The following is a 23,577-nucleotide window of genomic DNA, read 5'->3' on the forward strand; positions in this document are numbered from 1 at the left end:
CAGTTGAGGAGATGGCTCTATCACTTCAAGTCTTCAACATTAGTGTATCGAGACTTCCATTCTAGAGATTATCCTGACCAACTTTTTCTTTATCATGGGCAACCCGGCAGCAAAGAACTAAGGTTAAATCCAGTTTTTCCTGGCGAGCTAACTCGGTAAAACAGGGATTTGGTTTGGGTGGAGTTTGGGTGTTTAGAGTTCGGGTGTTTTGTGCTGCACAAACTCAGTAAAGTGCTCTACCGTGCGTGATTGCCGCTCGAACCTAAGGGTGAATGTATCGGTGCAATCCTGTTGTTACGGATCTTTTAGGCGCGTGCCGAATGCCGGACTTTGCGATCTATGCCCCAAACACGCTGAAGCCAAAGTTGCCGACGTTAGAGTCGAGCGACCTAACGGGGTGAAGCAAGCAGTTTTTTGCCCCCATCGATTTGTTACTAACTTCTTCAACTTACTCGTCTTGTCGCGACTTATTTGTTCTGCCACTGTGCCAACACGGCAAATGCATTAAAGCCTCGATACTGCAAGAAGTTGGCGAGCTTGCGAGTCGTTGCCGGATCGAGATTGTCGAAGCCATCGAGCCGGTATTGGCGCATGGCTTTAGCCTTGACTTGTTCCAGTTCTGCCTCGAAGTCGCGATCGCTAGCGACATCGTCCCAAGCGTGCTCGAAAACCTCGGCGGCAATACCTTTTTCCAAACATTTTCGCCGGACTGCCGTCGGCCCGTAACGGCCACGTGCTGCCTCGATAATGCCCTCGGCCGTGCGGAGATCGCTCTGGAAGTCGCGCCCCCGCACCTCAGCAATCGCGTCGGCAATGTCAGCCGGCGCGTACCCTTTACTAGAGGCTTTGCGCTCCAACTCACGCGCACTATAATCGCGGCGGGCAAGCAGTCGCAGGAAATAGCTCTGACAGTCTTGCATGGGGTTGTCAGCGATCGGTACTTCTGTACTAAGAGTAGCGCTTATCGCCCGCGAGTGCCACCTGCAGTCGAGTTCCTGGGTATTCGCCGTTGGCGGAGCTGGCCCGTTCGATTGCTGTTAGGTTGAATGCTTTTCGGTTGAATGCTTTTGCCACGATAGCGATGCCCGCTCGCTGCCATAGAGACAAGCGAGGTCCGACTCGGTTACGCGAGCGGTCGGACGATCCAAGACCAGCTGACCGTCGCGCAGTCCCAAGATGCGATCGCTATACTGCTGCGCCCACTCCACCTGATGCAAGTTGCAAACCACCGTCAACCCCTCGCGATCGCAGAGGGAGCGCAACAAAACTAATACCGCACGAGCGGTTTGCGGATCGAGACTGGCAACGGGTTCGTCTGCCAACACCAGTTGCGCCCGCTGAGTGAGGGCGCGCGCAATTGCCACGCGTTGCTTCTGGCCGCCCGAGAGGCGATCGGCGCGCTGGAAAGCCACATCCAAAAGCTGTACTCGCGCCAGCGCCTCGAGTGCTTCGGTTTGCAGTCGTTGCGGGAACGAGCCGAGTAAGCAGCGCCACAACGGCAACTCCGACAAGCGTCCACCCAGACAGTTCTCCAGCGCTGTTCGTCGGCGCACCAAATCGTATTGTTGGGCAATCGTGGCGATCTGCGATCGTTGGCGGCGCAACTCCAAGGGACCGCAGCCAGTTAACTCGCAGTCTCGGAACCACACGCGGCCGCGATCGGGTCGCGTTAGTTGCAAAATGCAACGCAGCAACGTTGACTTTCCAGCACCGCTCGGACCCAACACCGCCGTAAAGGTCCGAGGTCGGATTGTAAAGCTGACGTCTTCTAACACGGACGTGTCGTAGTGTTTGGTGAGCTTTTCAACGACCAGCAGTGGTGTCTCTTCAGCGTTCATCAGCTATCGCCCCCCAGCGTGTCTCGATCGCGTCGCGATACTTGCGAACGGTCGCTAACTCAAGCGGCGGCGCAGATAAGCGCTCAGCCAGTCGATTAAAGTCACCATTCCCAAAATCAGCAGCAAAATCGTTGCCAGCCGCGAAAAGTCCAGCAACTTGAGGCTCACGAGTAGTTCGTAGCCAATGCCGCCCGCACCGACGATACCCAAAATCACCGACGAGCGCACGTTGAATTCCCATAGATATAAACCAATGCCCACCAACCCGGGTAGTGCTTCCGGCAACACGGCAAACGCGAACGTTCGCAAGCGATCGCTGCCTGTTGCATCGATGGCCTCCACTGGCTCCGGTGGAATCGTTTCGAGAACTTCGGCATACAGCTTTGCCATCGAGCCTGTTGTGTGAAACGCCACGCCCAGGACGCCTGCAAACGGTCCCAGTCCGACCACCGAGACAAAAAACAGCGCGAAGATTGCCGTGTCGATACCGCGCAGCAAATTCAGCACGCCCCGCAGCGGCGGCACCAGCCAGGGCAAGGGTGTAGTGTTGCGCGCGCTGAGCCAGGCCAGCGGACCGGCAACCGCTATAGCAGCCCCCGTGCCGACGATCGCGATCGCCAGCGTTTCCCACGTTGCGGCCAAAAAGCTCGGCAACTCAGACAGATCTGGCGGCCAGAAGCGCGTCAGCCATTCACTCAAACGCGGTAAGCCCGCCCATAGCTCTGGTAGCGACACCTCTGCCGTGCGAGTACTCGCCACCAGAATTGCAGCAAGCAACAGCCCCCAAAATCCCTGTCGCAAGAGCCGTCCGAGACCGCCGCGACGGCAACGCTCGGCACGCAAAATTGCTGCGAAATCGGGAGATGGTGGCGTGGTAACGGGGGGGCGATCGGTTGCGGTCATACTGCGATTGTTTAATCGAATCGTCCGGTACATTGGCCGCCAGAACAGCCCGAGGAGGCGTTCCTCACTCTTCCGCGGCGGACCGATCGCGCTACTGCCTCTGCCGATAAAGAGCGGGCGCGATCGCGCCCGCAGCTATTTCAACTTGCCAACGGTTTTACCTGCTACCTGAATCGGCGCGTAGTTGCTTCCATCCGTTGCCGCGAATCCCGTGTAATTCGTCGGGAGCAGTTCCGCTGCCCGCTCTGGCGACAAATCTGCAAGCGCCTGTTGTAAGCCGCGTTTGACATCGTCCGACAGCCCGCCGCGCACGGCAATCGGGTCGTTCGGTAGCGGCTCCGACTGCCAGACGATCTTGAGCTCGCCGAGGTCGATGCGATCGGTTGCTGCCAGGACGTCGAGGTTGCGGTTGTAATCCGACGCCATATCGACCTGGGCGCTGACCACGGCGATTGCCTGAGCTGCATGGCTGGCTCCTTCGCTGTAGTCAAAGATAGCTTTCGGGTCCAAGCCACGTCGCACGAACTCAGCAGTGGGAATCAGCCAACCCGAGGTCGAACCCACATCTGCCAAGCTCAACTTCAGGGGTTTTGATGCTGACTGACTGTAGGCGATCGCCTCATCAAGGGTATCGAACGGGGCGTCGGCTCGTGCCATCAACACGGAATAATAAAACGGCTTGCTTTGGTACTCGACCGTGGCGATCGCCTCAATTTCCGGGGAGTTGTGCCGGGCCAAGACAAATCCCCACGGCCCCAACCACGCAGCATCCAGCGTGCCCGCCCGCAATGCTTCAGAGAGCCCCACCCAATCTTCGGTTACGGTAACGTCTGATGTTGCCCCTACGGCTCCCGCAATCTCCGTAAACAGTGGTTCGAATTGGTCGCGCGTTTCATTTGGTGTTGGGAAATAGGGCCCGACGCCAAACTTCAGTTCGACAGGTGCCGCCGCATTACCATCGGATGCCGATGGGACTTGGGCCCCATCGGGCGTGCAGGCAACAACCGCCACCAGTGCCAGCACGCTCAAGAGGACGGTGCGCATCCAACTGGTCAGGACGCTTTGCTTTCGTTGCTTCATCTTCAGTCTCGACTCTCAGTCTCGCTGGTGCTTCCACCGATCGTGCGGGATGCATTGATGCTGCAGGCATCGCATGCGGGATTCGGACGCATGCCATCGATCCTTAACCTAAAGAACTATGTAGCAAACCGGCTGGCAAAATCGCCACCGAGCGGAGTCGGTTGGTAGGCGGTATCGCCACGATGCCTAAGGAACTACAAAATCAAACGAAACTGAGGCAGTCCTGAGAAACCCCTCGGTCACGCGACGCGATCGCCCTCCATAGTTGTCACTGGCAAGAGCTGAGAGTTATAGTCGGAAGCGACCTGTTGCATCCTGCTGCAGGTTATGGTGCGAAGGTAACCACCCAATCGGGCGTTCACCTATCGCGTACCAGCTAATCGACCGATTGCTTGCCGGGTCGGTTGCACGACCGGTGCAAGTGACTGCTATGACTGCGGTCGCTTTTGCGTATACGACCCGAGTCCGAACTCCTAGTTCGACTTGACCCTTTCTCAGGCTGCGGTGCGAGTGCAGCCGCTCCGACTGCCATTCCCTGCAGTCACTCCAACTGTCATTCCCGGCAGCAACATGGAGGAACCCGGGCGCACGGCGTCGGGTCTTGCGAGCAGAGCGGGCGCATCCGATGCTATGCGGCAGAGCCGCTGCCCGAGGATTCAACACCAGGCCTTGCTTCGCGACGATTTTGAGATTTTGACCGTTAGGACTTCGACCGCTTTGAACCGTAACTAGCAGGCGCGGGGGCACCGCACGCGATCGCGAGCAGCAGAGTCATGCGAGCATCGGTGCTGGAGGCAGCGAGACCTGTCTTAGGTGCCCGCCCGTGCATGGGTTTTGAGGAACTTGCATGCCAAAGCAAATTGTTATCGCCGAACAGCATCGCATCGCTGCCATTTTTTCCGAAGATCGTGTTGAGGAGGTTATCGTATCTGCCGGAACCCAGCAGGTCGGCGACATTTTCGTCGGTACCGTTGAGAATGTTATCCCCGGTATCGACGCGGCCTTCGTTAACATCGGCGATGCCGAGCGCAACGGGTTCATCCACGTCACCGACCTAGGACCGCTCCGCTTGCGCCGGAGCGCCGGAGCGATCACAGAGCTGCTATCGCCGAGCCAGAAGGTGCTGGTCCAGGTGGTTAAGGAACCGACTGGCAACAAGGGGCCGCGACTGACTGGAAACCTGTCCCTGCCGGGACGCTATTTGGTATTGATGCCCTCCGGTCGCGGCGTTAACCTGTCGCGCCGTATCGAGAGCGAGAGCGAGCGCAGCCGCCTGCGAGCACTGGCAATTTTAATCAAGCCGGCAGGGATGGGGTTGTTGGTCCGCACGGAAGCAGAAGGTCAGCCAGAAGAGGCTATTATGGCCGACCTCAAAGCACTCCAGCAGCAATGGAAGTCGATTCAGGAAGCGGCTGCAGCCGCCCGACCGCCTGCATTGCTCAACCGCGACGATGATTTCATCCAGCGAGTGCTGCGCGACCTGTTTACCGGCGACGTCAATCGCATCGTGGTGGAAAACCCGGCCAGCGTCAAACGCATCAAGCAGCAGCTCGCAGTCTGGAACGGCGGGCGGCCGCCCAACGGTGTTTCCGTCGATCATCATCGCGATCGCCTGCCGATTTTAGACTACTTCCGGGTTAATGCCGCTATTCGCGAAGCGCTCAAACCCCGCGTCGATTTGCCTTCTGGCGGCTACGTCGTAATCGAACACACCGAAGCGCTAACGGTTGTTGACGTTAACTCCGGCTCGTTCACGCGATCGGCAACCTCTCGCGAGACAGTCTTGTGGACGAACACGGAGGCTGCGACAGAAATTGCTCGGCAGCTACGTTTGCGAAAAATCGGCGGCGTTATCGTCGTGGACTTTATCGACATGGACTCGCGCCGCGACCAACTTAAGGTGCTGGAGCACTTTGATAAAGCGCTTAAAGCTGATAAAGCCCGGCCGCAAATTGTGCAGCTGTCGGAATTAGGATTGGTGGAGTTAACGCGCAAGCGCCAAGGTCAGAGTCTGACAGAGCAGTTCGGCCAGCCCTGTCCGACCTGCGGTGGGTTGGGGCATCTAGCGCTCCTGCCAGGCGAAAACGGTCAGGGAGAGTCGCTCGTTGCACCGCTTGCCCCACTTGCCCGGTCCTCCGAGCGGCCGAGTGGGCGGTCCTCTCCTTCTAACGAGGATCTTGAAGCATTCTTCGAGGTATCGGCCGAAGATGACGACCTCGATTTAACCTCGCATCCGAATTATCAAGAAATCGGCAGTGGCAACCGCCGCCGCCGCCGCCGCGATGGCACGCGCGATGGCAATCGGGGTAAATCGCGCCAGGGCCGAGATCGCAAGTCCCCCGAACCAGAGAAGACGCTAGCACCGGTAGTCGATCGCCTGCCGGAAAAGGTCGAGAAGCTGGAGCCAATTGAAACCGTCGAGAAGACAGACAAGCCCGAAAAGACGCGGTCGCCGAAAGCGCCGGTTCCAGAACGCGAGGTGCAGCACATCGCCGTTGAGATGACGCATCTGGAGCAAGAAGTCTACGCGCTCATGGGTTTGTCTCCATTAGTGCGCATGAGTAATGGCAACACCGTCCAGCCCGGTAGTCGACCGGTCGTGACGGTCTACGCGCCGGGCGAAACCCCATCCGTCCCGGTGGCAGTGGGTGCTGCTGTTGGTGGCGACGAAGAATCGCGTTCGTTCGAGCCAGAATCTGAAGGGACATTTGAGGTCGCCTCCGATGAGGTATCCGACGCACCGGACGTCCCCGATGTCGACAATAACGGCGACGCGCCTGAGGAACTGCTCGTGATAACAGCAAATAGCAATCATAGTGCGCCGAGCGAAGCAACTGCGGTAGTAGCAGCTGCATCTGAGGAAACTCCTGAGCCGGCAAGCGGCACTCGCATTCGCCGCCGCCGCCGCCGCTCGTCTGCGACGAACAGCTAGCCTCGAGCTCGGAACGCTGAGCTAATGAGTTACGCTCGAAGTCGACTGGGAAAGCCAAGCACGTTGTAACTGTCTGCCATGTGATAGCCGCGTCCGACCGCTGCGCAGAAGGGTCTGTCACTCAGCCGCCACTGACCGGCGGAATCAGCACGACCTCATCTCCCGGTTGCAGGAGCGTTTCGGGTAGGGCAAGTTGCAAGTTGATGCCGAATCGCGTGAGCCTCCGCCATTGCTCTAACTCTGGGTGCTCGGAGATCGCGCGCGCCAGCACCTCGGCAACGGGCGTGCCCGGTGGGAATTGCCAGTGCAGTTCCCCGTGACCGTAGGCCTCTTGAAAAGCGGCAAAAAGTTTGACCGTAACAGTAATGGGTTTCATGCGATCGCAGGCGGGCAGATGTGTGGATAACTGGCAGGCTGTTGGAAGCCTAGCACTGAGGCAGGAGTGCGTCAGCGCCCGTCTGGGCAACGGTCTATTTGGTTCAATCGCTCGACAATGGCATCGAGGGCGGCCCGCTGTTCGCGGGGCGAACGGTCGCTATGGTTGAGCAGCAGTGCGAAAACAAGCGGGGCGAACTGCGGCGGGTCGAGATACCCAGCGAGGGCGACAACCCCCGCGAGCGTTCCCGTCTTGGCTCGCAGGTCGAGTGATGCTAAGCGCCAGCGCAGCGTGCCCGTCTCGCCACCCGCAGCAAGTGACTGGCGGTAAAGGGGAGCATAGGGCGCGGTTGTTACCCCTCGTAACGTTTGCACGAGCGCTTCGGGACTGACCAGATTTTGACGCGATAACCCTGAACCGTCGACGAGCGCGTAGCCGTCCGGATCGACGCCAAGGATCTTCAGGCGATCGCGCCGCACGGAAATGCTACCAGCGTCTGGCACGGCACGTCCGAGCTGCCGCAACAGCACTTCGGCAACCAGGTTATTGCTGTCTCGATTGGCTTGCACGACTAGTTCGCCAAGGGGCGGCGAGACAATTACCGCTAGTTCCGTACCTCGTTCGGGAGGACGCGAGCGAGCGAGCGCGGTGCGCTCCACAACAATGCCAACTGCTGCCAGTTCGCGCAGGAAGACATCGCGGAGGTAAGCGTGGGGATGCGGCACGGCCAGCTCCCAAACGTCTGGGCCGTTATCGGCAGGAATGCTGCCGACGATCTCCAACTGCGTCGTCCCCAACTGCGGGCGCAGTTCCAATGCGTAGGGCGTACCTGCAGCTGCCGTAACCCCGCGATTTGTCACTTGCCACTGCTGGCCGGCGATCGCGTCATCCCAGCTCCAGCTCGGCGGCTGGCCGACAGCTTGCGGCACTACAGTGAACGTCACGGCATTTTCGTGCAGAATTGTACCGTTAGCTGCCGTACCATAGGCTGCAATAATGTCGTCCTTTTCCCAGCTGGGTACAACGTCCGGTTCGACGAACGCACTATCTTCGACAACCAGCGTCCGGACGCGAACGATGCCGCGATCGCGGACTTGCCGTGCCAATACCTGTAAGCCTTCACGCGACAACGTCGGGTCGCCGCCCCCAACCAACCGCAGCTCTGTTGCGACGGGCGAAGCCTCCGTTCCATAAACTGACGTGCGCGCGCGCCAGCCCGGTCCAAAGTGCTGGAGGGCCGCTGCCGTCGTCAGCAACTTGGCAGTCGATGCAGGTATGAAAAAACGTTCGGACTCGCGCGCGTAAAGGGTACGCCCCGACGCCATTTCCCGAATGAGGATGCCCCACCGCGCGCGTTGCCAATCGGGATGCTCGACAACACGCGCGATCGCGGCCGGCAACTCTGCCGGGCAGAGCGCCCGGGCTGGGGTTGCTTGCATGCCAGTCAGACCACAGGCTAGCACGGTTGTCAGTGCGGGCAATACTAATCGCAAACGCCCGCGCATCAAGCCGGCTTCACGCGCATCAACACCTGACCGTACTCTACGGGTTCGCCGTTTTCGACCAGAATCTCCATCACCTCGCCCGACACCTCGGCTTCGATTTCGTTCATCAGCTTCATAGCTTCGATAATGCACACGGTCTGCTCGCTACCGATTCGATCGCCGACATCCACAAACGGCGCTTCGCCGGGAGCTGGGGCACGGTAGAACGTCCCGACCATCGGCGACACGACATCCGACCACTTACTGGTATCGGGCTTATTTGTCTCGGGGGTAGGAGCGACTACGTCAGGAACCAGGGCAGGGACCCCGAGGGGAGCTGGGGCGACAACCGGAGCCGCACTCGGTACGATCGAGGCGGTCGAAGTCGCGCCTTTGCGCACGGAAAGCTCGAACTCGTCGCATTTGAGCGTTAGCTCGGTAATTTCAGTTTGAGCAACAGCGGCGAGCAACTCGCGAATCTGGTTGAAATCTATAGGCACGAAGGCTGGACCTCACTCGACGGGGCTGGCGGGGCTGGCATGGCGCTATGATGATTCGCGCCCGAGGTAGGTATCCGTCCGGGTGTCGATGCGAATGCGCTCGCCGACCGAAAGGAAAAGCGGCACGTTCACCTGAGCGCCCGTGGCGACGATCGCGGGCTTGGTGCCGCCAGTTGCGGTATCGCCCTTGACGCCGGGGTCGGTCTCAACAATCTCCAACGTGACGGAGTTCGGGAGTTCGACTTCTAAAACCGTCTCATTCCAGAATACGACCGACACTTCCATGCCCTCGCCGAGGTACTTCACGCGATCGCCGATCTGCGCGGCATCCAGTGTAGCCTCTTCGAAAGATTCCATGTCCATAAAGACGAACCGATCGCCGTCTTTATAGGTGTGCTGCATGGTACGCTTTTCGAGGATCGCTTGGGGCACGGTTTCCCCGGCGCGGAAGGTACGCTCGACGGAGTTACCCGTCTTAACACTTTTAAGCTTGGTGCGCACGAATGCCGAGCCTTTCCCCGGCTTGACGTGCAGAAACTCGACAACCCGCCACACGTCGTCGTCGAGCACGATGGTGACGCCCGTCCGGAAGTCGTTGCTGGAGATCATGAGGCGGTCCGTTCCCTGGCTTACGATCGCCACTCATTGTACAGCGAGGCGGGACGCCCTCCGCCGCGACGCCAAGAACGGATGGCAAGCGCTGGTGCAGCTTGCTCTGCCGCGGCAAATCAGCCCTTGCCAAAAATGCCTGGCATTGCCGACCGCAATCGACTAAGGTCCAAAGCTTAGAGCGATCCCTCGCTGTGCCAAAGACGGACGCCCGAGCACCTTCGACATTAGGGATAGCGGCCGGTCAGGCGATGATGACCCCTTACAAGAGACATGACAAGTGAAGGAAAACGACACCCAGCCTATCCAGCCGGTAGATTACGTCGAGGCGACCGCATACCTACTAGAGTTGGACGTCGCGCCCTATCGGGCAGGCGTTGTCGAAAATTTCGCCCGATTGCGCGCAATCGCACTCGCGCTGGATACTGTCGCGCTGCCGACAACTGTTGAACCCGTATAGCAGTTTGCGCCCGAACGTTGGTGCACCGAATAACCTCAAATGCTCCTGTGCAGACTTCAAACTGTTTGGAGAATGCTGAGTTGACGGCGCGGTAGCCGGATCAGCTGGCCTTGCGGACCTGCGCTCGCCCGCTCGGGCGAGCAGAGGGATCGGACGGACGGTCGGGTTCGCGAGCCCGGAGCAGCGACTCGCGACCGTTGCGTGCGATGCGCAGCATCTCTAAAAGCTGGCGTTCGAGATCGAAAAGCGCTTGAGTTGCGTAGTCGTCCGCCTCGTCGCGCAGACGATCGCAATCCTCGCGGGCTTGGTCGAGCAACAGTTCGTTGTCTACATGCGTCTGCTTGCGCAAGCGATCGCACTCCTCGCTGATTTGCGCGTGGAGTTGCTGGGCTTCCCGTTGTGCCCGCTGCACGATGCCAGTGTCATCTAGAATCTGTGCCGCGCGGCGCTCGGCAATTTGCATCGTCTCGCGCGCATAGGCTTCTGCTTCCTGAAGGATCTCGTGCTTCTGCTCCAAGATGGTGCTTGCTTGTTCGATCGCGATCGGCAGATTCGTCCAGATGGCATCGATCTGAGCGAGTAACTGGTCTTCACTCACCACCGACCATTTGGTAAAGGGGATATTCGCGCCGGTCACGATGTCTTCTAGGCGTGAAAGTTCTTTTTGGAATCGCAAACTCTCGGCGGTGTCGGCGGCGGACTCGGTTCGATCGCGGTTGGTTTCACTGTGGGGGGAGTCTTGGCGAAGCATTGATAAAGGTCTAACGCAACAAGTTCTGGGGTCAGGTGCTCGACAGAGCCGCCGAAACGAGCGATTTCTTTGACGACGCTGCTGCTGAGGAAGCTGTATTCGTTCGAGGTCGCGAGGAAAACTGTCTCGATGCCGTCCCAGAGTGTCTGGTTTGTGTGCGCCATCTGCAACTCTTTCTCGAAGTCCGACAACACGCGCAAACCGCGCAGCAGAACGTTTGCGTTGCATTGTCGAGCATATTCCACGGTCAAGCCTGCGAAACTGTCGACTTCGACGTTGGGCAGGTGCTGCGTACAGGCACGAATCTGACGAACGCGTTGGGAAACAGGAAAGAGGGGTTGCTTGTTGGGATTACCGAGCACGGCGACGATCGTGTGCTCGAATAAGCGGCTTCCGCGCTCGATGATGTCGAGATGCCCGAATGTGATCGGGTCGAAGCTACCGGGGTAGATGGCAATCACGGACGTTGGGCAAAGCACTGGTGGGCGCCCGAGGCTGGGGACGGCTGGTTGGGATTGCCACTACATTAGCGGATCTCAACGAGCGCGATCGCGCGAGTGTTGAACGCCCCCAGGGATGGGCAAACCTGCAGGCACGAGCGGCTTCTGCTAAGTTGTTCAGTGAGAAGTTGCCGGACGCGAACACTTCATGGCGGCTGTTGCATCGCGTCTGGAGGGGTGGTTTGCGCGGAGCGAACGGGAGGCAAAGCACCAGCTTGAGATCCTCGTGACGGTCGCCCTGACAAGATGTTTCCGTCTAGCAAACCGTCATAGATACTTGCTATGCCACCGCATCGGCTGTAATAGCCATTTCACTCTACGCCAATAGGGAACGATTCATCGTGACTGATACCAACCACGACTTTCTTCTGCAAACCGATGCGACCGTTGCCGACCTAATTCAGAGCGAGCTTCAGCGCCAGCGCCAGCACTTGGAACTGATCGCGAGCGAAAACTTTACCTCGCCCGCGGTATTGGCTGCACAAGGCTCGGTGCTGACCAATAAATATGCCGAGGGACTGCCCGGCAAGCGCTACTACGGCGGTTGCGATTTCATCGATGCGGTAGAGCAGTTGGCGATCGATCGCGTTAAGAAACTGTTCGGAGCGGCGGCAGCAAACGTTCAGCCGCACTCCGGCGCGCAGGCGAACTTCGCGGTGTTCCTGGCGTTGCTGAAACCGGGCGACAAAATTATGGGCATGGATTTGTCCCACGGCGGCCACCTGACCCATGGCTCGCCGGCTAACGTGTCCGGCAAGTGGTTTGACGCGTGTCACTACGGTGTTAGCAAAGAGACCGAGCGCCTGGATTACGATACGATCCTCGACCTAGCACTGCGCGAACGACCGAAGTTGATCGTCTGCGGCTACTCGGCCTACCCGCGCGTCATCGATTTTGAAAAATTCCGAGCGATCGCCGATGAGGCAGGTGCATATCTGCTGGCAGACATCGCACACATTGCCGGTCTGGTCGCGTCAGGACATCACCCCAACCCAATTCCCCACTGCGATGTGGTGACGACGACAACTCACAAGACCCTACGCGGTCCCCGCGGCGGTCTGATCCTGACTCGCGATACGGATCTGGGCAAGAAGTTCAACAAAGCGGTGTTCCCCGGCACGCAAGGGGGTCCTTTAGAGCACGCGATCGCCGGCAAGGCCGTGGCATTCGGCGAGGCGCTCGAGCCCGAATTCAAGGCATACTCCGGTCAGGTTATTGCCAATGCCCGTGCCTTGGCTGCGCACTTGCAGGAGCGAGGTCTCAAGCTCGTTTCCGACGGCACGGACAACCACTTATTACTGATCGATTTGCGTTCGGTCGGGATGACCGGCAAGATAGCGGACCAGCTGGTTAGCGAAATCAACATCACCGCTAACAAGAACACGGTGCCGTTCGATCCCGAGTCGCCGTTCGTCACCAGCGGGTTGCGCCTGGGTTCGCCGGCGCTGACAACCCGAGGTATGGGGGAAGCTGAATTCTGCGAGATCGCCAACATCATCGCCGATTGCTTGCTCGACCCGGATAGCGATGCCGTCAAGCAGGACTGCCGCCAACGCGTTGCCGCCTTGTGCGATCGCTTCCCGCTTTATCCGCACCTGGACGCAGCAGTTCCGGTACTGGCATAACGCGACCGTGCGGGTCGCCGCGGGAGGGACGGGTTACCTCACCTGCACGCCCGCCAGTTACCCGCTCGACACGAGCACGGTACTGGCGGGTCAGTTTTACATTGTCAGTTTTACATTGCCTGTGAGGAGAATCGCACCCGGCGCTCGGCCGTCACTGCATTCACATCGACTCGTCGGCCACCGCACCGTTGCGCTCTCTCTGAGCCATCTGCTGCAGCGTATCGACGAAGGCAAAAACGGCAGGCGGGTGCAAAACATCGGCCAGGAAAGCCGCACCAATCACGCGCTCTAGGAGGGAAGGCAGCGATCGCGTTACGATGCCGGGCGGGATCGGCTGCGCGGCCAGCCGCGCCATCACCGTCGCACCTAAGCCGCGCTGGACCATGCCGAGGATGGTGGAATCTTCTTTCACTTCGTAGGCAGGGTCAATCTGTTGGTTGTGGTGGGCGAGGTAGTTGGTGATAATTTGGTGGCAGCCGTACTCCTCTGGCGAGAGGATGAGCGGGTAGCGTTTGAGATGTTCCCAGGTCAGCGTCTCGGGAGGCGGTGGGTCCGGCGGTAACAGCGCGATGTAGTCGTCGCGGAAGAGTTCGCGCGTTTCGAACTCCGGACCGGCGGGTAAGTAAGTAAAGCCGAGGTCGGCGCCTCCTTGCCGGATGTCGTCCTCGACTGCGCGAAACAGCTGATATTCGTTAATCGTGACCCGGATTCCGGGAAACCGCCGGTGGAACTGCGCGATCGCGCCGGGCAAAATGTGGGTGCCGATGCTGCGGAAGCACGCGATCGTGAGTTCGCCAGTCTCGAGGCTGCGGGCAGACTCAGCTTTACGACCGATTTCAACGAGTAAATCGAGTACGCTGCGCGCGTCAGCGGCAATGTCCGCACCGATGCTGGTGAGGAAGGCACCTTGACGACCGCGCTTGACCAGGATAGCGCCCAGTTCGTCTTCGAGAGTGGCGATCGCGTGGCTGATGGTGGACTGGGACAGAGCGAGCTTGGCAGCCGCTTGGCTGAAGTTGCCCGTGTCGGCGACAGCAACAAGCGCCCGCAGTTGCGAGAACTTGAGTTTGGTCAGGTCGATGCGGCTCATCGGATTGCCCCTCGGAGGACTTGCAGAGCAATGGGAGCGGCGCAGACGGCTGATGGGGCTCGGTCGAAACGTATCGAGGTCTCGCGTCCGCGACACTAACTAAGTACTTTTGGCGGATTCTACCGCGAACCGCCCCCCGAGTTATCTTCTCTGGAAGAAATTTGAGACGAGATGCGGGCGACACACTTACCGCAGCGGAGATTCAACCGGGAGATCGGCACGTGCTGCCCTCTACCGCCAGCTAGCAATAGCTCTGCAAACCCGTTCGGTTGCTCTCGCGAGTGGATTGCAATCGCGCACCGCAACCTCGAATTTGGCAACCGCCACAACAGCTCGTGCAAACGCGATCTACATATAACGAACGTGACTTAAAACTCCCCAGGCAAGATTCGAACTTGCGACCAATCGGTTAACAGCCGACCGCTCTACCGCTGAGCTACTGAGGAACGCGGGTCGATGCTTTTGTGCATCTCGGTTCACCAGTCTAACAACAGGATATTAACCTTGACAACCAATTGGGCGGATTTGCTGACGGAGCCCCACCCTGCAGGGTCGCCCGCGATCGCGATCGACTGTGGCTTCCCCGAACCGCGGGGGAGGACTGCAGCGCGGTAGTACACTGTGGAGACGAACGCCCCGTAAGCGCCCGCTCGGGCGACCTGCCGTTATGCCTACCTTTCTGTTGGAAGTCGGGACCGAAGAGTTACCTGCTGCTTTTGTCACGAGCGCGATCGCGCAACTTCAAACCTCGGTACCCCAGAGCCTCGACGCTCGGTTCCTGACTTCGGAAGCGATTGCGGTATACGGCACGCCGCGCCGCTTGGCAGTGTCGATTAGCGGCTTGCCGGCCAAGCAGCCGGATCGCGCCGAGGAGATCAAAGGTCCCCCTGCTAAAGCTGCCTTCAAAGAGGGCAAGCCGACGAAGGCAGCCGAAGGTTTCGCGCGCAAGCAGGGCGTGGCACTAGACGCGCTGGAATTGCGCGATACCGATAAGGGCGAGTTTGTTTTTATCAATAAAATCGCGATCGGGCAGCCGACGAAGGACGTTTTAGCCGCATTGGTGCCAGAGTGGATTGGCAGCTTGGAAGGCAAACGCTTCATGTGTTGGGGCGACGGCGACTTGCGCTTCTCGCGACCGATTCGCTGGTTGGTGGCACTGCTAGATCGGGACGTACTGCCGATCGCGCTGACCAACGGCTCGGAAACCGTGCGAAGCGATCGCTTTACCCAAGGACATCGCGTCCTGTCGCCGCAACCGCTAACGATCCCGCATGCCGACGCGTACGTCGAGGTGCTCGCCAAGGCTCGGATTGTCGTCGAGCCAGCACGCCGGCGGACGACGATCGCGCGCGACGTGCAAGAGGCTGCTGCGACCAAAGGCGGGCACGCGATCGTTTATGACGACTTGCTCGCAGAAGTCTCCGAACTCGTGGAAGCCCCCTCAATCGCGCTCGGCGGTTTTGACGAGCAGTTTTTGGAGCTGCCGGTGGAAGTGGCGACGACGGAGATGATCGCCCACCAGCGCTACTTCCCAGTCTGGAAGGATGCCAGCGCTACCGAATTGCTGCCCTACTTCATCACCGTTTCTAACGGCGATCCCACAAAAGCCGACATTATCGCTGCCGGCAACGCGCGGGTGCTGCGGGCGCGGCTGGCCGACGGTCAATTCTTTTTCGACCGGGATCGCCAACAGTCGTTGGAAGCGTTTGTACCGAAGCTGGATGCGGTAACGTTCCAAGCCGATCTGGGGTCGGTGGGCGCGAAAGTCGGGCGCGTGCGAGCGGTTGCCGGCTGGATTGCCACCCAGTTAGCATTGTCGGCCGGCGATCGCGCGCTCGTCGATCGCGCTGCGCTGCTGTGCAAGGCCGACTTGGTGACGCAGATGGTCGGCGAGTTCCCCGAACTGCAGGGCATTATGGGTGAGAAATACGCCCGCGCAAGCAGCGAACCTGAGGCCGTGGCTGTAGCGATTGCGGAGCACTACCTACCGCGCGGCGCGACGGACGGCCTGCCGCAAACGACTGTCGGTCGGGTCGTGGGCATTGCCGATCGCCTCGACACCCTAGTCGGTATTTTTGGCGTAGGTCTGTTGCCAAGCGGATCGTCCGATCCCTTCGCCTTGCGGCGGGCAGGCAACGCAATCGTCGCGATCGTTTGGGACGGCCTGCTGCCCCTGGATTTGTCAGATTTGCTGCAGCGTGGCGTCACGCAGTTCGAAGAGGCGTTTGGGCAAGGCGATCGCACGAGCGGGTTGCTAGATCAGTTGCAGGACTTCTTCGTGCAGCGCGTGCGGAGTTTGCTCGGTGAGGCGATCGACTACGACCTCATCGACGCACTCCTCGGAAACGAAGCCGATCGTGAATACCGCGATCGCGCTCTCAACGACTTACCGGACCTGCAAGCCCGCGCGCGTTTTCTGCAAACCATTCGGCGAAATGGCCGGCTCGACGCCATCTACGAAACAGTTAACCGTTCTGCGCGCTTAGCTGAAAAAGGCGACTTGGACCTGCAGACCCTCGATCCTAGCGCGATTGTATCGCCCGCCCGCTTCGAGAAAGCCTCCGAGCAGGAGGTGTTCGATGGATTGGTAACATTGTTGCCGCAAACCGAAACCGCTCGCGCCGAGCGCAACTACCAGCTACTTGTCGATGGCTTGATCGCACTCGCACCGGCTGTCGGCCGCTTTTTCGACGGACCCGATAGCGTGTTGGTGATGGACGAGGACGAGGCAGTGCGACGCAACCGCCTGAACCTACTAGGCGCGATCCGCAACCATGCGCGGGTGCTTGCGGACTTCGGCGCGATCGTCAAACCGGGCTAACAGCTCCTGAAAACCCTGTAAACATCAAGTACCGCTGCAGGGGGCTAAATATCTCAAAGTGCTGGCAATTTCCGAGCGCTGGCAGCTGGTCGAGAGATTCGAGCAATGATCGTAATGCAGCCGCAGGTGATATCAATTTACACAATGCTTCTGACAGATGAGGCAAACAATCCCTTGGAGTAAAAATTCCCGTCCTGCCATCTGTCGAAGCACTTCCGAGAGTTGGCATGACTTGCCCTAAAAACTGGCGTTACGGATCGTCTAGGCAACAGACATATGTGACGCACCCCCCACGCGAAGCGACAGTGCAACGAACCTCCATACTCGTTTACTAAGATTGTGGTCGGGAACCTCTCCCCTCACCACCAACTCGCAGGTAGCAGTAGGCTCGACTTCGGGACAGAGCGGCGAGATTGTCGCCGCTCTGCGGCGTCACGACCGATAAGGGCAATCGCCGTTAGCGGCTCAATTCACCTACGCGATTTCGTCTGACAAGCGCGGCGCGTCCCCAACCATACAGCCGTTGCAGCGAGCCCGGCGCGGCGATCGCCCACAGCGACTCAGCCCAACACACCAACGCCAACGCCAGCAACACAAACGTTACGGGCGTTACCACCCGAACTGCCAGCCACGTCCCGACGTGCAAGACCATGATGGTCGCCACCAGCAGCGCGCCACCCGCCGCTCCGTAGCGCCAGCGGCGGGTGCGAGCGCGCATCGTCCACCACAATGCCAGTGCTGTCAGCGCGACACTACCCGGCACCAATACCGCACAGATTGCCGCGCAGTGCGTGCGAGACAGTTCGGCGATCGCGAATAAATCGAGCACGAGTTCTCCACCAAATTCTGACTGAACGAGAATCAAACGAGGACGGCGACGCAATGAGCAACAGCCAAGCCTTAGAAAAACTACCAGGAAAGTAAGGCTTGATTTAAGACCATATCAACCGCGATCAGTACTTAAACCAAAAACCGATCGTTTTCAGTTACGATCGCGTGGATCCTGGATGTCGATGTAATCGATTTTTACAAAACGATACGCTAAAGCGAGTTAATACCTTAGCTATCGTGTCACAACCGATCGCAGGCAAACGTTAAGTCTGTTTGCGAGACGTTTACGAGTTATTAAGTTAACGCCACGCACCCGGTCCGCCCCAGAGTTCGATTTTAGGATGATATTTAGATGAGGTTGCTCAACATAACGATTAGGAAGTTTTATCATGCCCCTTAAGATTGTCAACAAATATGACACGAACGTTACACTCACCCATGACGCGCGTAACATTCTTTTTTCGTTACTCTCAAGCACCGGATTTACGAAACAGGTTTGCGACCGTTGTCAAGCAGTTGGGGTTGGCTTTGCCGGACTTGTTTTCCCTCCCGTGCCCTACAGCGAGGAAACCCCCCACGGGATGCCCGTCGAGTTTGAGCCGTACCACTTCTCAGACGATTATTTAATTGTTAATGTCCCGCCGAAGTTCATGTTCCAAGCAAAGGTATTCCAACCCAGCCGCTTGTGCGCGATCTACCGCCTCCAGCGCTAGACCTGCTGCAAAACTCGCGGAGCTTTAGTCCTCAGTTTTCGCTTGCTTCCCGCATCTTCAAATTGACTCGCCGAGTTTTTGCAAATTGAGGCGGCACGTGGTGTCGCAATTCTCAGTTGAGTACCCGAAGGGTGAATTGTTCTATCGAAAATAATGCTTGTGTTGGCTCGCACTCCGTAGGCCAAGGCTTATGGATGGGGGCTATCTCTTGCGTAAATTCTTTTTAGCCAACTGCTTTGGAAGCCGGCGGTTGCCGACAGTTACCGACGATCGATTAAAAACGCTAAAAACCACACGCAAGGAAAGATTGGGATACCTGCAATCCTTCCTTGCGTCTTGTGAACTGTGCATCCCCTGCAGCCGCGATCGCATGCCCGAGGCTCTGGTGTGTGGCAATCGTTGCAGTGCCCAGTTAGTCCCAAGGCGCGAGAAGCCGACGGCTAGAATAGTTTCGGTCGAGTCGTCGGCACTTGCCTGAGGATGCCCATTATGGCTGCTGTATTGCTCAACAATCGATATCAAGTCCTGCGCGAACTCGGTCGTGGAGGTTTCGGGCGGACCTACCTTGCGATCGATACGCACATGCCCTCCGGGCAGCAATGCGCTATCAAGCAGCTCAAGCCTTTGCTGACCGACCCCGATCGATACGACCTTGCTTGCGAACGGTTCCAACGTGAAGCCGCCGTGCTCGAAGCCCTCGGCCGCGACAGCGAATGTATTCCCTGCCTATACGCGTATTTTGCTGAAGCTAATACGTTTTATTTGGTGCAAGAGTGGATAGACGGACCGACGCTGACACAGGCCGTTTCCGATAGCGGCTGCCTGTCACCCGGCGAGGTCCGCGTTTTGCTGGAGGACCTGTTGGGATTATTAGATTTCGTTCACCAGCGCCGCATCATTCACCGCGATATTAAGCCAGACAACGTCATCCTACGTGCCTCCGACGGCAAACCCGTTTTGATCGACTTCGGAATTGTTAAAGAAGCGGTCGATACGCTTTTAGATCTCGATGGGAGCGGCACGAGATCGCTGTCAATCGGTACACCGGGCTATATGGCGCCGGAGCAGGCAGCAGGGCGGCCGGTATACTCCAGCGACCTATACAGCCTCGGCTTGACTGCCGTATACGCCCTCAGCGATCGCTCTCCTCAGGAGTTAGAAACCGATCCGCGGACGGGCGAAATTGCCTGGCGCCAGGTATTACCAGACCTACACTCGTCGCTGGCTGGCGCCCTCGATCGCTGCTTGCGGTTTCACCCGCGCGACCGATTTTCGACAGCAGCGGAGATGCTGGTATCCTTGCGCGGCGGCCCGGTTCCCATCCGCGCGACAGTCCCCACCAGTGCGACCGCTCTCAGCGCACCCGCGACTGCTGCTGCACCGCCGACCGCGACGGCAATTACCGATCCGACAGTCGCAACGCAGGTCTTGCCGCGACCGGAACCCCCACCACCTCGCGATCGCTTTTGGCTGGTGACCGGTTTCCTAGCATCGGGCGTCGTCGCTGCCGGGTTAATTGCCGGGTACGGACTGGTGCGCTTTAGCGACGCGCTATCACAACCTACGGTAAACCGACGGCTGGAAGGCCAGCGGTCAGCAAGTGTCGCCCCCTTCGAGCTACTCCCCGATTCGATTGCTGCTAGCAAACCGGAAGACACGACCGAGGCGGAGTCGGACACCGCGATCGCGCCCGAGCCCGAGCCCGAGCCCGAGCCCGAAGCAACCCTGCCGCGCCAGCCACCAACCGTTATCGTTCCAACCGAGCCAACACCGTCCCCACCAGCAGTACGCTGGTTTGCAGAAGGCACCCCCGAACGCGAAATTCGCGAGGCATTGGGCGAGCCAGCTGCCACGACACCGGGGAGTTTATTGGGCACGGACGTGGTTCTCTACCGCGATATTGCCACCAAGGCCGACTTGGGTTATGTGGTTGATAGTTCCTCGCGGCGCTTGCGCCAAACCAACGTACACTTCGCTCCCAACGATAGTCTTGAGGGGATCCAAGCGGCTTTGACCGAGCTCCTCGGCGGTTCTCTGCCACCAGCCACTGCCAATGCCCTGCGCCAGGTTTATGCAGGCGAAACCGACCGCCGGCAGTTCGCAAGCAGCAGAGTTGCCGGGATGGTCCACCGCAATCGCGGTCGACTGGCGGTTAGCTTTTGGGATGCCAACTAATCGCAAGTCATATGCCGCTGGTCTCTGAAGCTGAATTAGTTGCCGGCGCAATCGCTGGGAAATTAGCGAGTTTCCCGACCGATACTGTACCCGCGCTAGCGGTCCGACCCGACTGCGCAGCATCGATCTTTGCCGCCAAACAGCGCCTGCCGGATAAGCCGTTGATCTTGATGGGGGCAACGGCAGCAGACCTGTGGGACTATGCCTGCGGCAGCGATCTCGAGCGTGCCGCGTGGGCAAGTGCGGTACGGAATGACTGGCCGGGGCAACTGACACTCGTGCTACCGGCCGGATCGAACGTGCCGCCGGCAGTCAACCCCAACGACCCGAGCACCATCGGGCTGCGCGTTCCCGACAGCGATTTTGCCCGTGCTATTCTAGCTGCGACCGGGCCGCTTGCAACGACCAGCGCCAATCGCTCGGGCTGTGCACCGCTAAAGACCCCCGAGGCGATTGCAAGAGCCTTCCCCGATGCCCTCGTGCTCGATGTGGCAGTACCGCCTAGCAGTGGCGTGCCCTCCACCGTGGCGAAGTGGACGAAAGCAGGTTGGGAAATCTTGCGTCATGGAGGAGTCGCGGCTGACTCGTTGCCCACTATATGAGCGAGCCCCCTTAGTACTAGATCTCGATCGATTGCCAGCTGCGCTGCGAGCTCCGGCGAGCGGGAGCATAGCATCGCGTGGACCGAGGACGCATCGCCGCCGGTCAATACCACCGTTGCGCTGGGGTAGTGCTGCCACCAATCTGCGATCGCCTCGCCAACCCCAGCGGCGACAGCGTAAAGAATACCGCTGCGAATTGCGACCTCAGTGGAACGCGCCCAACGCGGGGGCAGCTCGGCAGAAAGCGAATTCATCAATACCTCAGGCAGCGCGCTGGTCCCGGTACCCAACGACCGCGCCTGCAAGCTCAACCCAGGCCAAATTGCTCCGCCAATCAACTCGCGATCGCGATTTACCCCGGTTAGCGTGAGTGCCGTCCCCGCATCGACGACCAACGCGGGAAATCCGCGTTCTATACCTGCTCCATATACGGCCAGCGCGCGGTCGATCCCAAACGTCGGGTAGGCACCGCGCAAGGGTACGCGATCGAGGGCGATCTCCCGTGCCTGTTGCAGATTTTGCCAGTACGCTGTCTGCTCTCCGACCACCGAAGCTAGATACAACGGGGTTTCGGAAGCTAGGTTAATGTTTGCCGGCAGCCACTGTTCGAGTTCGCCAGCTGCTATGGGAGTGCTAGGGTGCGGACTATGCCAAGTTTGCAAAAGCGTCGTTCCGCGCCCGAGTGCCCAATGCAAGCGCGAGTTACCTGTCACTATTCCGAGCCAACTTGAAGTTTCGTTCACCAAACTAGGTCCGAACCCAAACTGTTACCAAGTGCCGCCATCGGTTGCGCGGTTGCAGGTGCCATAAAACACAATCAGTTAGAACGCTCTCGCTGCCGATGGTAAGGATGCCTTTGTCGATCCTACATAGTGGTTTCTGCCAAACAGCGATGGCTTCACCCAGCCGAATCTAGCTGGTGCGAACGGACCGACCTGTCGGGTGCTGCCGGAGTAGCAATTGGGCGTGGTGCTCAGCATAGAATGCAGTGGAGATGGCTGCAGTTGCCTCGCGGGCCGGTTTCGTAACTTCAGATATTCATGAAAATCTGACAACGGCAAGGGTGTGATAGTGTCAGGGCAGGTATGGCTGCGCCTCCGGCGCGGATAGCAGGAGCGTGCCTACCGCTTGCGCGATCGCTCTGATGGGGGGCGATCGCACTATCGGGAATCATCACTGCGGCCTTGCGCAAGGCGGAAGCTTCATGTCCGACATTCCCTTTACGCTCGACCAACTCCGGATCCTAAAGGCGATCGCTTCGGAGGGTAGCTTTAAACGCGCAGCCGACACGCTGTACATTTCTCAGCCGGCCGTAAGCCTGCAGGTGCAAAATCTAGAGCGCCAAATGGATGTCCCGCTATTCGACCGCGGCGGTCGGCGCGCGCAATTGACTGAAGCCGGGCAGCTCCTGTTGAGTTATGGCGAGAAGGTACTATCCCTCTGCCAAGAAACGTGCAGGGCGATTGAGGACCTACAGAACCTTCAAGGCGGCACCCTGCTGATTGGTGCCTCCCAGACAACCGGAACCTACCTGCTACCACGCATGATCGGTGCTTTCCGACAGAAATACACCGACGTTGCGGTCCAGTTGCACGTTCACTCGACTCGCCGAACGTCCTGGAGCGTTGCGAATGGCCAAGTCGATCTCGCCATCATTGGCGGCGAAGTTCCAACCGAGCTCCAAGATACGCTCGATATTTATCCCTACGCCGAGGACGAGTTAGCGCTGATCGTGACGGGGTCACATCCGATGGCCAAGCTCGAGGCCATCCCCAAGGAAGATCTGTACAAACTCGGGTTCATTACCCTCGACTCCCAGTCGACCATTCGCAAGGTGATCGATCAGGTTTTGGTTCGCCATAACATCAACTCCAAACGACTGAAGATCGAAATGGAGCTTAATTCTATAGAGGCGATCAAAAATGCAGTGCAGTCCGGTCTCGGAGCGGCATTCGTCTCAACGACGGCGATCGAAAAGGAGTTGCAGATGCAAACGCTAAGACGGCTGGCGATCGAGGACGTGTCGGTGCGGCGGACGCTTTCACTGATCGTCAATCCCAATCGCTATCGCTCCAAAGCAGCCGAAGCCTTCATGCAGGAAATCTTGCCGCTATACTGCACGGACGGATGGTTCAAAGGTCTGGATACGCCGCAGCCGACCCAGTCTAACCGTCGCCGCGCTGCAGCTTCTAAGCCCAGTCGCAGTTGAGCGATCGCTGCGGACAGTTGCGCGGAGCAAGGTGTCCTCAGGACGGATGTCGTTGTTAGTTCGCGCTAGGGGACGAGG

Annotated in this window: 21 protein-coding genes and 1 tRNA gene; 8 read left to right on the forward strand and 14 right to left on the reverse strand. The window is 58.9% G+C overall.

Translation table 11 applies throughout. The features are described 5' to 3' along the window. Window positions 1-467: 467 nt before the first annotated feature. The 4 genes from KR51_RS13655 to KR51_RS13670 all read right to left on the reverse strand — a co-directional run bounded on the left by KR51_RS13655 (window position 468) and on the right by KR51_RS13670 (window position 3,821). The gene (locus KR51_RS13655; RefSeq protein ID WP_022608630.1) at window positions 468-920 is read right to left on the reverse strand and encodes a regulatory protein RecX; all 453 of its coding nucleotides are present in this window, start codon (window positions 918-920) and stop codon (window positions 468-470) included. Between the two features lie 117 nt (window positions 921-1,037). Beyond that, the gene (phnC, locus tag KR51_RS13660; RefSeq protein WP_022608631.1) at window positions 1,038-1,838 is read right to left on the reverse strand and encodes a phosphonate ABC transporter ATP-binding protein; all 801 of its coding nucleotides are present in this window, start codon (window positions 1,836-1,838) and stop codon (window positions 1,038-1,040) included. Between the two features lie 54 nt (window positions 1,839-1,892). Next, entirely contained in the window at window positions 1,893-2,741 is an 849-nt protein-coding gene (gene phnE / locus KR51_RS13665) for a phosphonate ABC transporter, permease protein PhnE (RefSeq protein ID WP_084202471.1), read from the reverse strand. 135 nt (window positions 2,742-2,876) lie between these two features. Then, entirely contained in the window at window positions 2,877-3,821 is a 945-nt protein-coding gene (locus KR51_RS13670; RefSeq protein WP_022608633.1) for a phosphate/phosphite/phosphonate ABC transporter substrate-binding protein, read from the reverse strand. 847 nt (window positions 3,822-4,668) lie between these two features. Between KR51_RS13670 and KR51_RS13680 the strand changes: the two genes are divergently transcribed. After that, window positions 4,669-6,753 carry an Rne/Rng family ribonuclease gene (locus KR51_RS13680; protein WP_022608634.1) on the forward strand — a complete coding sequence of 695 codons (2,085 nt, stop codon included), beginning with the start codon at window positions 4,669-4,671 and terminating at the stop codon, window positions 6,751-6,753. A gap of 121 nt (window positions 6,754-6,874) precedes the next feature. Here the strand turns inward: KR51_RS13680 and KR51_RS13685 are convergent, their stop codons facing one another. The 4 genes from KR51_RS13685 to efp form a co-directional block, all read right to left on the reverse strand. Further along, complete coding sequence (locus tag KR51_RS13685) at window positions 6,875-7,129, reverse strand: MoaD/ThiS family protein (RefSeq protein WP_022608635.1); 255 nt, start codon at window positions 7,127-7,129, stop codon at window positions 6,875-6,877. 71 nt (window positions 7,130-7,200) lie between these two features. Next, entirely contained in the window at window positions 7,201-8,610 is a 1,410-nt protein-coding gene (gene dacB / locus KR51_RS13690; protein ID WP_198016790.1) for a D-alanyl-D-alanine carboxypeptidase/D-alanyl-D-alanine endopeptidase, read from the reverse strand. 23 nt (window positions 8,611-8,633) lie between these two features. Then, window positions 8,634-9,113, reverse strand: a complete 480-nt coding sequence (gene accB, locus KR51_RS13695; RefSeq protein ID WP_022608637.1) for an acetyl-CoA carboxylase biotin carboxyl carrier protein — start codon at window positions 9,111-9,113, stop codon at window positions 8,634-8,636. Window positions 9,114-9,158: 45 nt separating this feature from the next. Then, the gene (efp, locus tag KR51_RS13700; protein WP_022608638.1) at window positions 9,159-9,722 is read right to left on the reverse strand and encodes an elongation factor P; all 564 of its coding nucleotides are present in this window, start codon (window positions 9,720-9,722) and stop codon (window positions 9,159-9,161) included. Window positions 9,723-10,002: 280 nt separating this feature from the next. On the opposite strand from efp, the gene KR51_RS13705 reads away from it, so the two are divergent. Next, entirely contained in the window at window positions 10,003-10,182 is a 180-nt protein-coding gene (locus KR51_RS13705) for a DUF4089 domain-containing protein (protein ID WP_022608639.1), read from the forward strand. A 100-nt stretch (window positions 10,183-10,282) separates the two neighbouring features. Here the strand turns inward: KR51_RS13705 and KR51_RS13710 are convergent, their stop codons facing one another. Next, on the reverse strand, window positions 10,283-10,819 hold the full coding sequence (locus KR51_RS13710; RefSeq protein ID WP_022608640.1) for a hypothetical protein: 537 nt from the start codon (window positions 10,817-10,819) through the stop codon (window positions 10,283-10,285). Between the two features lie 8 nt (window positions 10,820-10,827). Continuing rightward, window positions 10,828-11,394, reverse strand: a complete 567-nt coding sequence (gene coaD / locus KR51_RS13715; protein ID WP_022608641.1) for a pantetheine-phosphate adenylyltransferase — start codon at window positions 11,392-11,394, stop codon at window positions 10,828-10,830. 380 nt (window positions 11,395-11,774) lie between these two features. Here coaD and glyA point away from each other — a divergent pair, with 380 nt between their 5' ends. Then, on the forward strand, window positions 11,775-13,058 hold the full coding sequence (gene glyA / locus KR51_RS13720; protein WP_022608643.1) for a serine hydroxymethyltransferase: 1,284 nt from the start codon (window positions 11,775-11,777) through the stop codon (window positions 13,056-13,058). Window positions 13,059-13,218: 160 nt separating this feature from the next. On the opposite strand, the gene KR51_RS13725 is transcribed toward glyA, so the two are convergent. Both KR51_RS13725 and KR51_RS13730 read right to left on the reverse strand, forming a co-directional pair. Beyond that, entirely contained in the window at window positions 13,219-14,148 is a 930-nt protein-coding gene (locus KR51_RS13725) for a LysR family transcriptional regulator (protein WP_022608645.1), read from the reverse strand. 374 nt (window positions 14,149-14,522) lie between these two features. Continuing rightward, window positions 14,523-14,594, reverse strand: a tRNA-Asn gene (locus KR51_RS13730). Window positions 14,595-14,815: 221 nt separating this feature from the next. On the opposite strand from KR51_RS13730, the gene glyS reads away from it, so the two are divergent. Beyond that, window positions 14,816-16,969, forward strand: a complete 2,154-nt coding sequence (gene glyS / locus KR51_RS13735) for a glycine--tRNA ligase subunit beta (protein WP_022608647.1) — start codon at window positions 14,816-14,818, stop codon at window positions 16,967-16,969. A 457-nt stretch (window positions 16,970-17,426) separates the two neighbouring features. Here glyS and KR51_RS13740 read toward each other — a convergent pair whose 3' ends face one another. Then, window positions 17,427-17,798 (reverse strand): hypothetical protein, encoded by a 372-nt coding sequence (locus tag KR51_RS13740; RefSeq protein ID WP_022608648.1) that lies wholly within the window; start codon window positions 17,796-17,798, stop codon window positions 17,427-17,429. 391 nt (window positions 17,799-18,189) lie between these two features. On the opposite strand from KR51_RS13740, the gene KR51_RS13745 reads away from it, so the two are divergent. The 3 genes from KR51_RS13745 (at window position 18,190) to KR51_RS13755 (ending at window position 21,290) form a co-directional block, all read left to right on the forward strand. Then, a complete protein-coding gene (locus KR51_RS13745) occupies window positions 18,190-18,513 on the forward strand; it encodes a hypothetical protein (protein WP_022608649.1) in 324 nt (107 codons plus the stop codon). Between the two features lie 489 nt (window positions 18,514-19,002). Further along, window positions 19,003-20,688 carry a serine/threonine-protein kinase gene (locus KR51_RS13750; RefSeq protein WP_022608651.1) on the forward strand — a complete coding sequence of 562 codons (1,686 nt, stop codon included), beginning with the start codon at window positions 19,003-19,005 and terminating at the stop codon, window positions 20,686-20,688. 11 nt (window positions 20,689-20,699) lie between these two features. Continuing rightward, the gene (locus tag KR51_RS13755; protein WP_022608652.1) at window positions 20,700-21,290 is read left to right on the forward strand and encodes an L-threonylcarbamoyladenylate synthase; all 591 of its coding nucleotides are present in this window, start codon (window positions 20,700-20,702) and stop codon (window positions 21,288-21,290) included. On the opposite strand, the gene KR51_RS13760 is transcribed toward KR51_RS13755, so the two are convergent. Further along, window positions 21,251-22,003, reverse strand: a complete 753-nt coding sequence (locus tag KR51_RS13760; protein WP_051358214.1) for a pantothenate kinase — start codon at window positions 22,001-22,003, stop codon at window positions 21,251-21,253. The genes KR51_RS13755 and KR51_RS13760 overlap by 40 nt on opposite strands. Window positions 22,004-22,494: 491 nt before the next feature. Here KR51_RS13760 and KR51_RS13765 point away from each other — a divergent pair, with 491 nt between their 5' ends. Further along, on the forward strand, window positions 22,495-23,499 hold the full coding sequence (locus KR51_RS13765; protein ID WP_022608654.1) for a LysR family transcriptional regulator: 1,005 nt from the start codon (window positions 22,495-22,497) through the stop codon (window positions 23,497-23,499). Window positions 23,500-23,577 lie beyond the last annotated feature (78 nt).

This window comes from Rubidibacter lacunae KORDI 51-2, assembly GCF_000473895.1.
In the GTDB taxonomy this organism is placed as follows: domain Bacteria; phylum Cyanobacteriota; class Cyanobacteriia; order Cyanobacteriales; family Rubidibacteraceae; genus Rubidibacter; species Rubidibacter lacunae.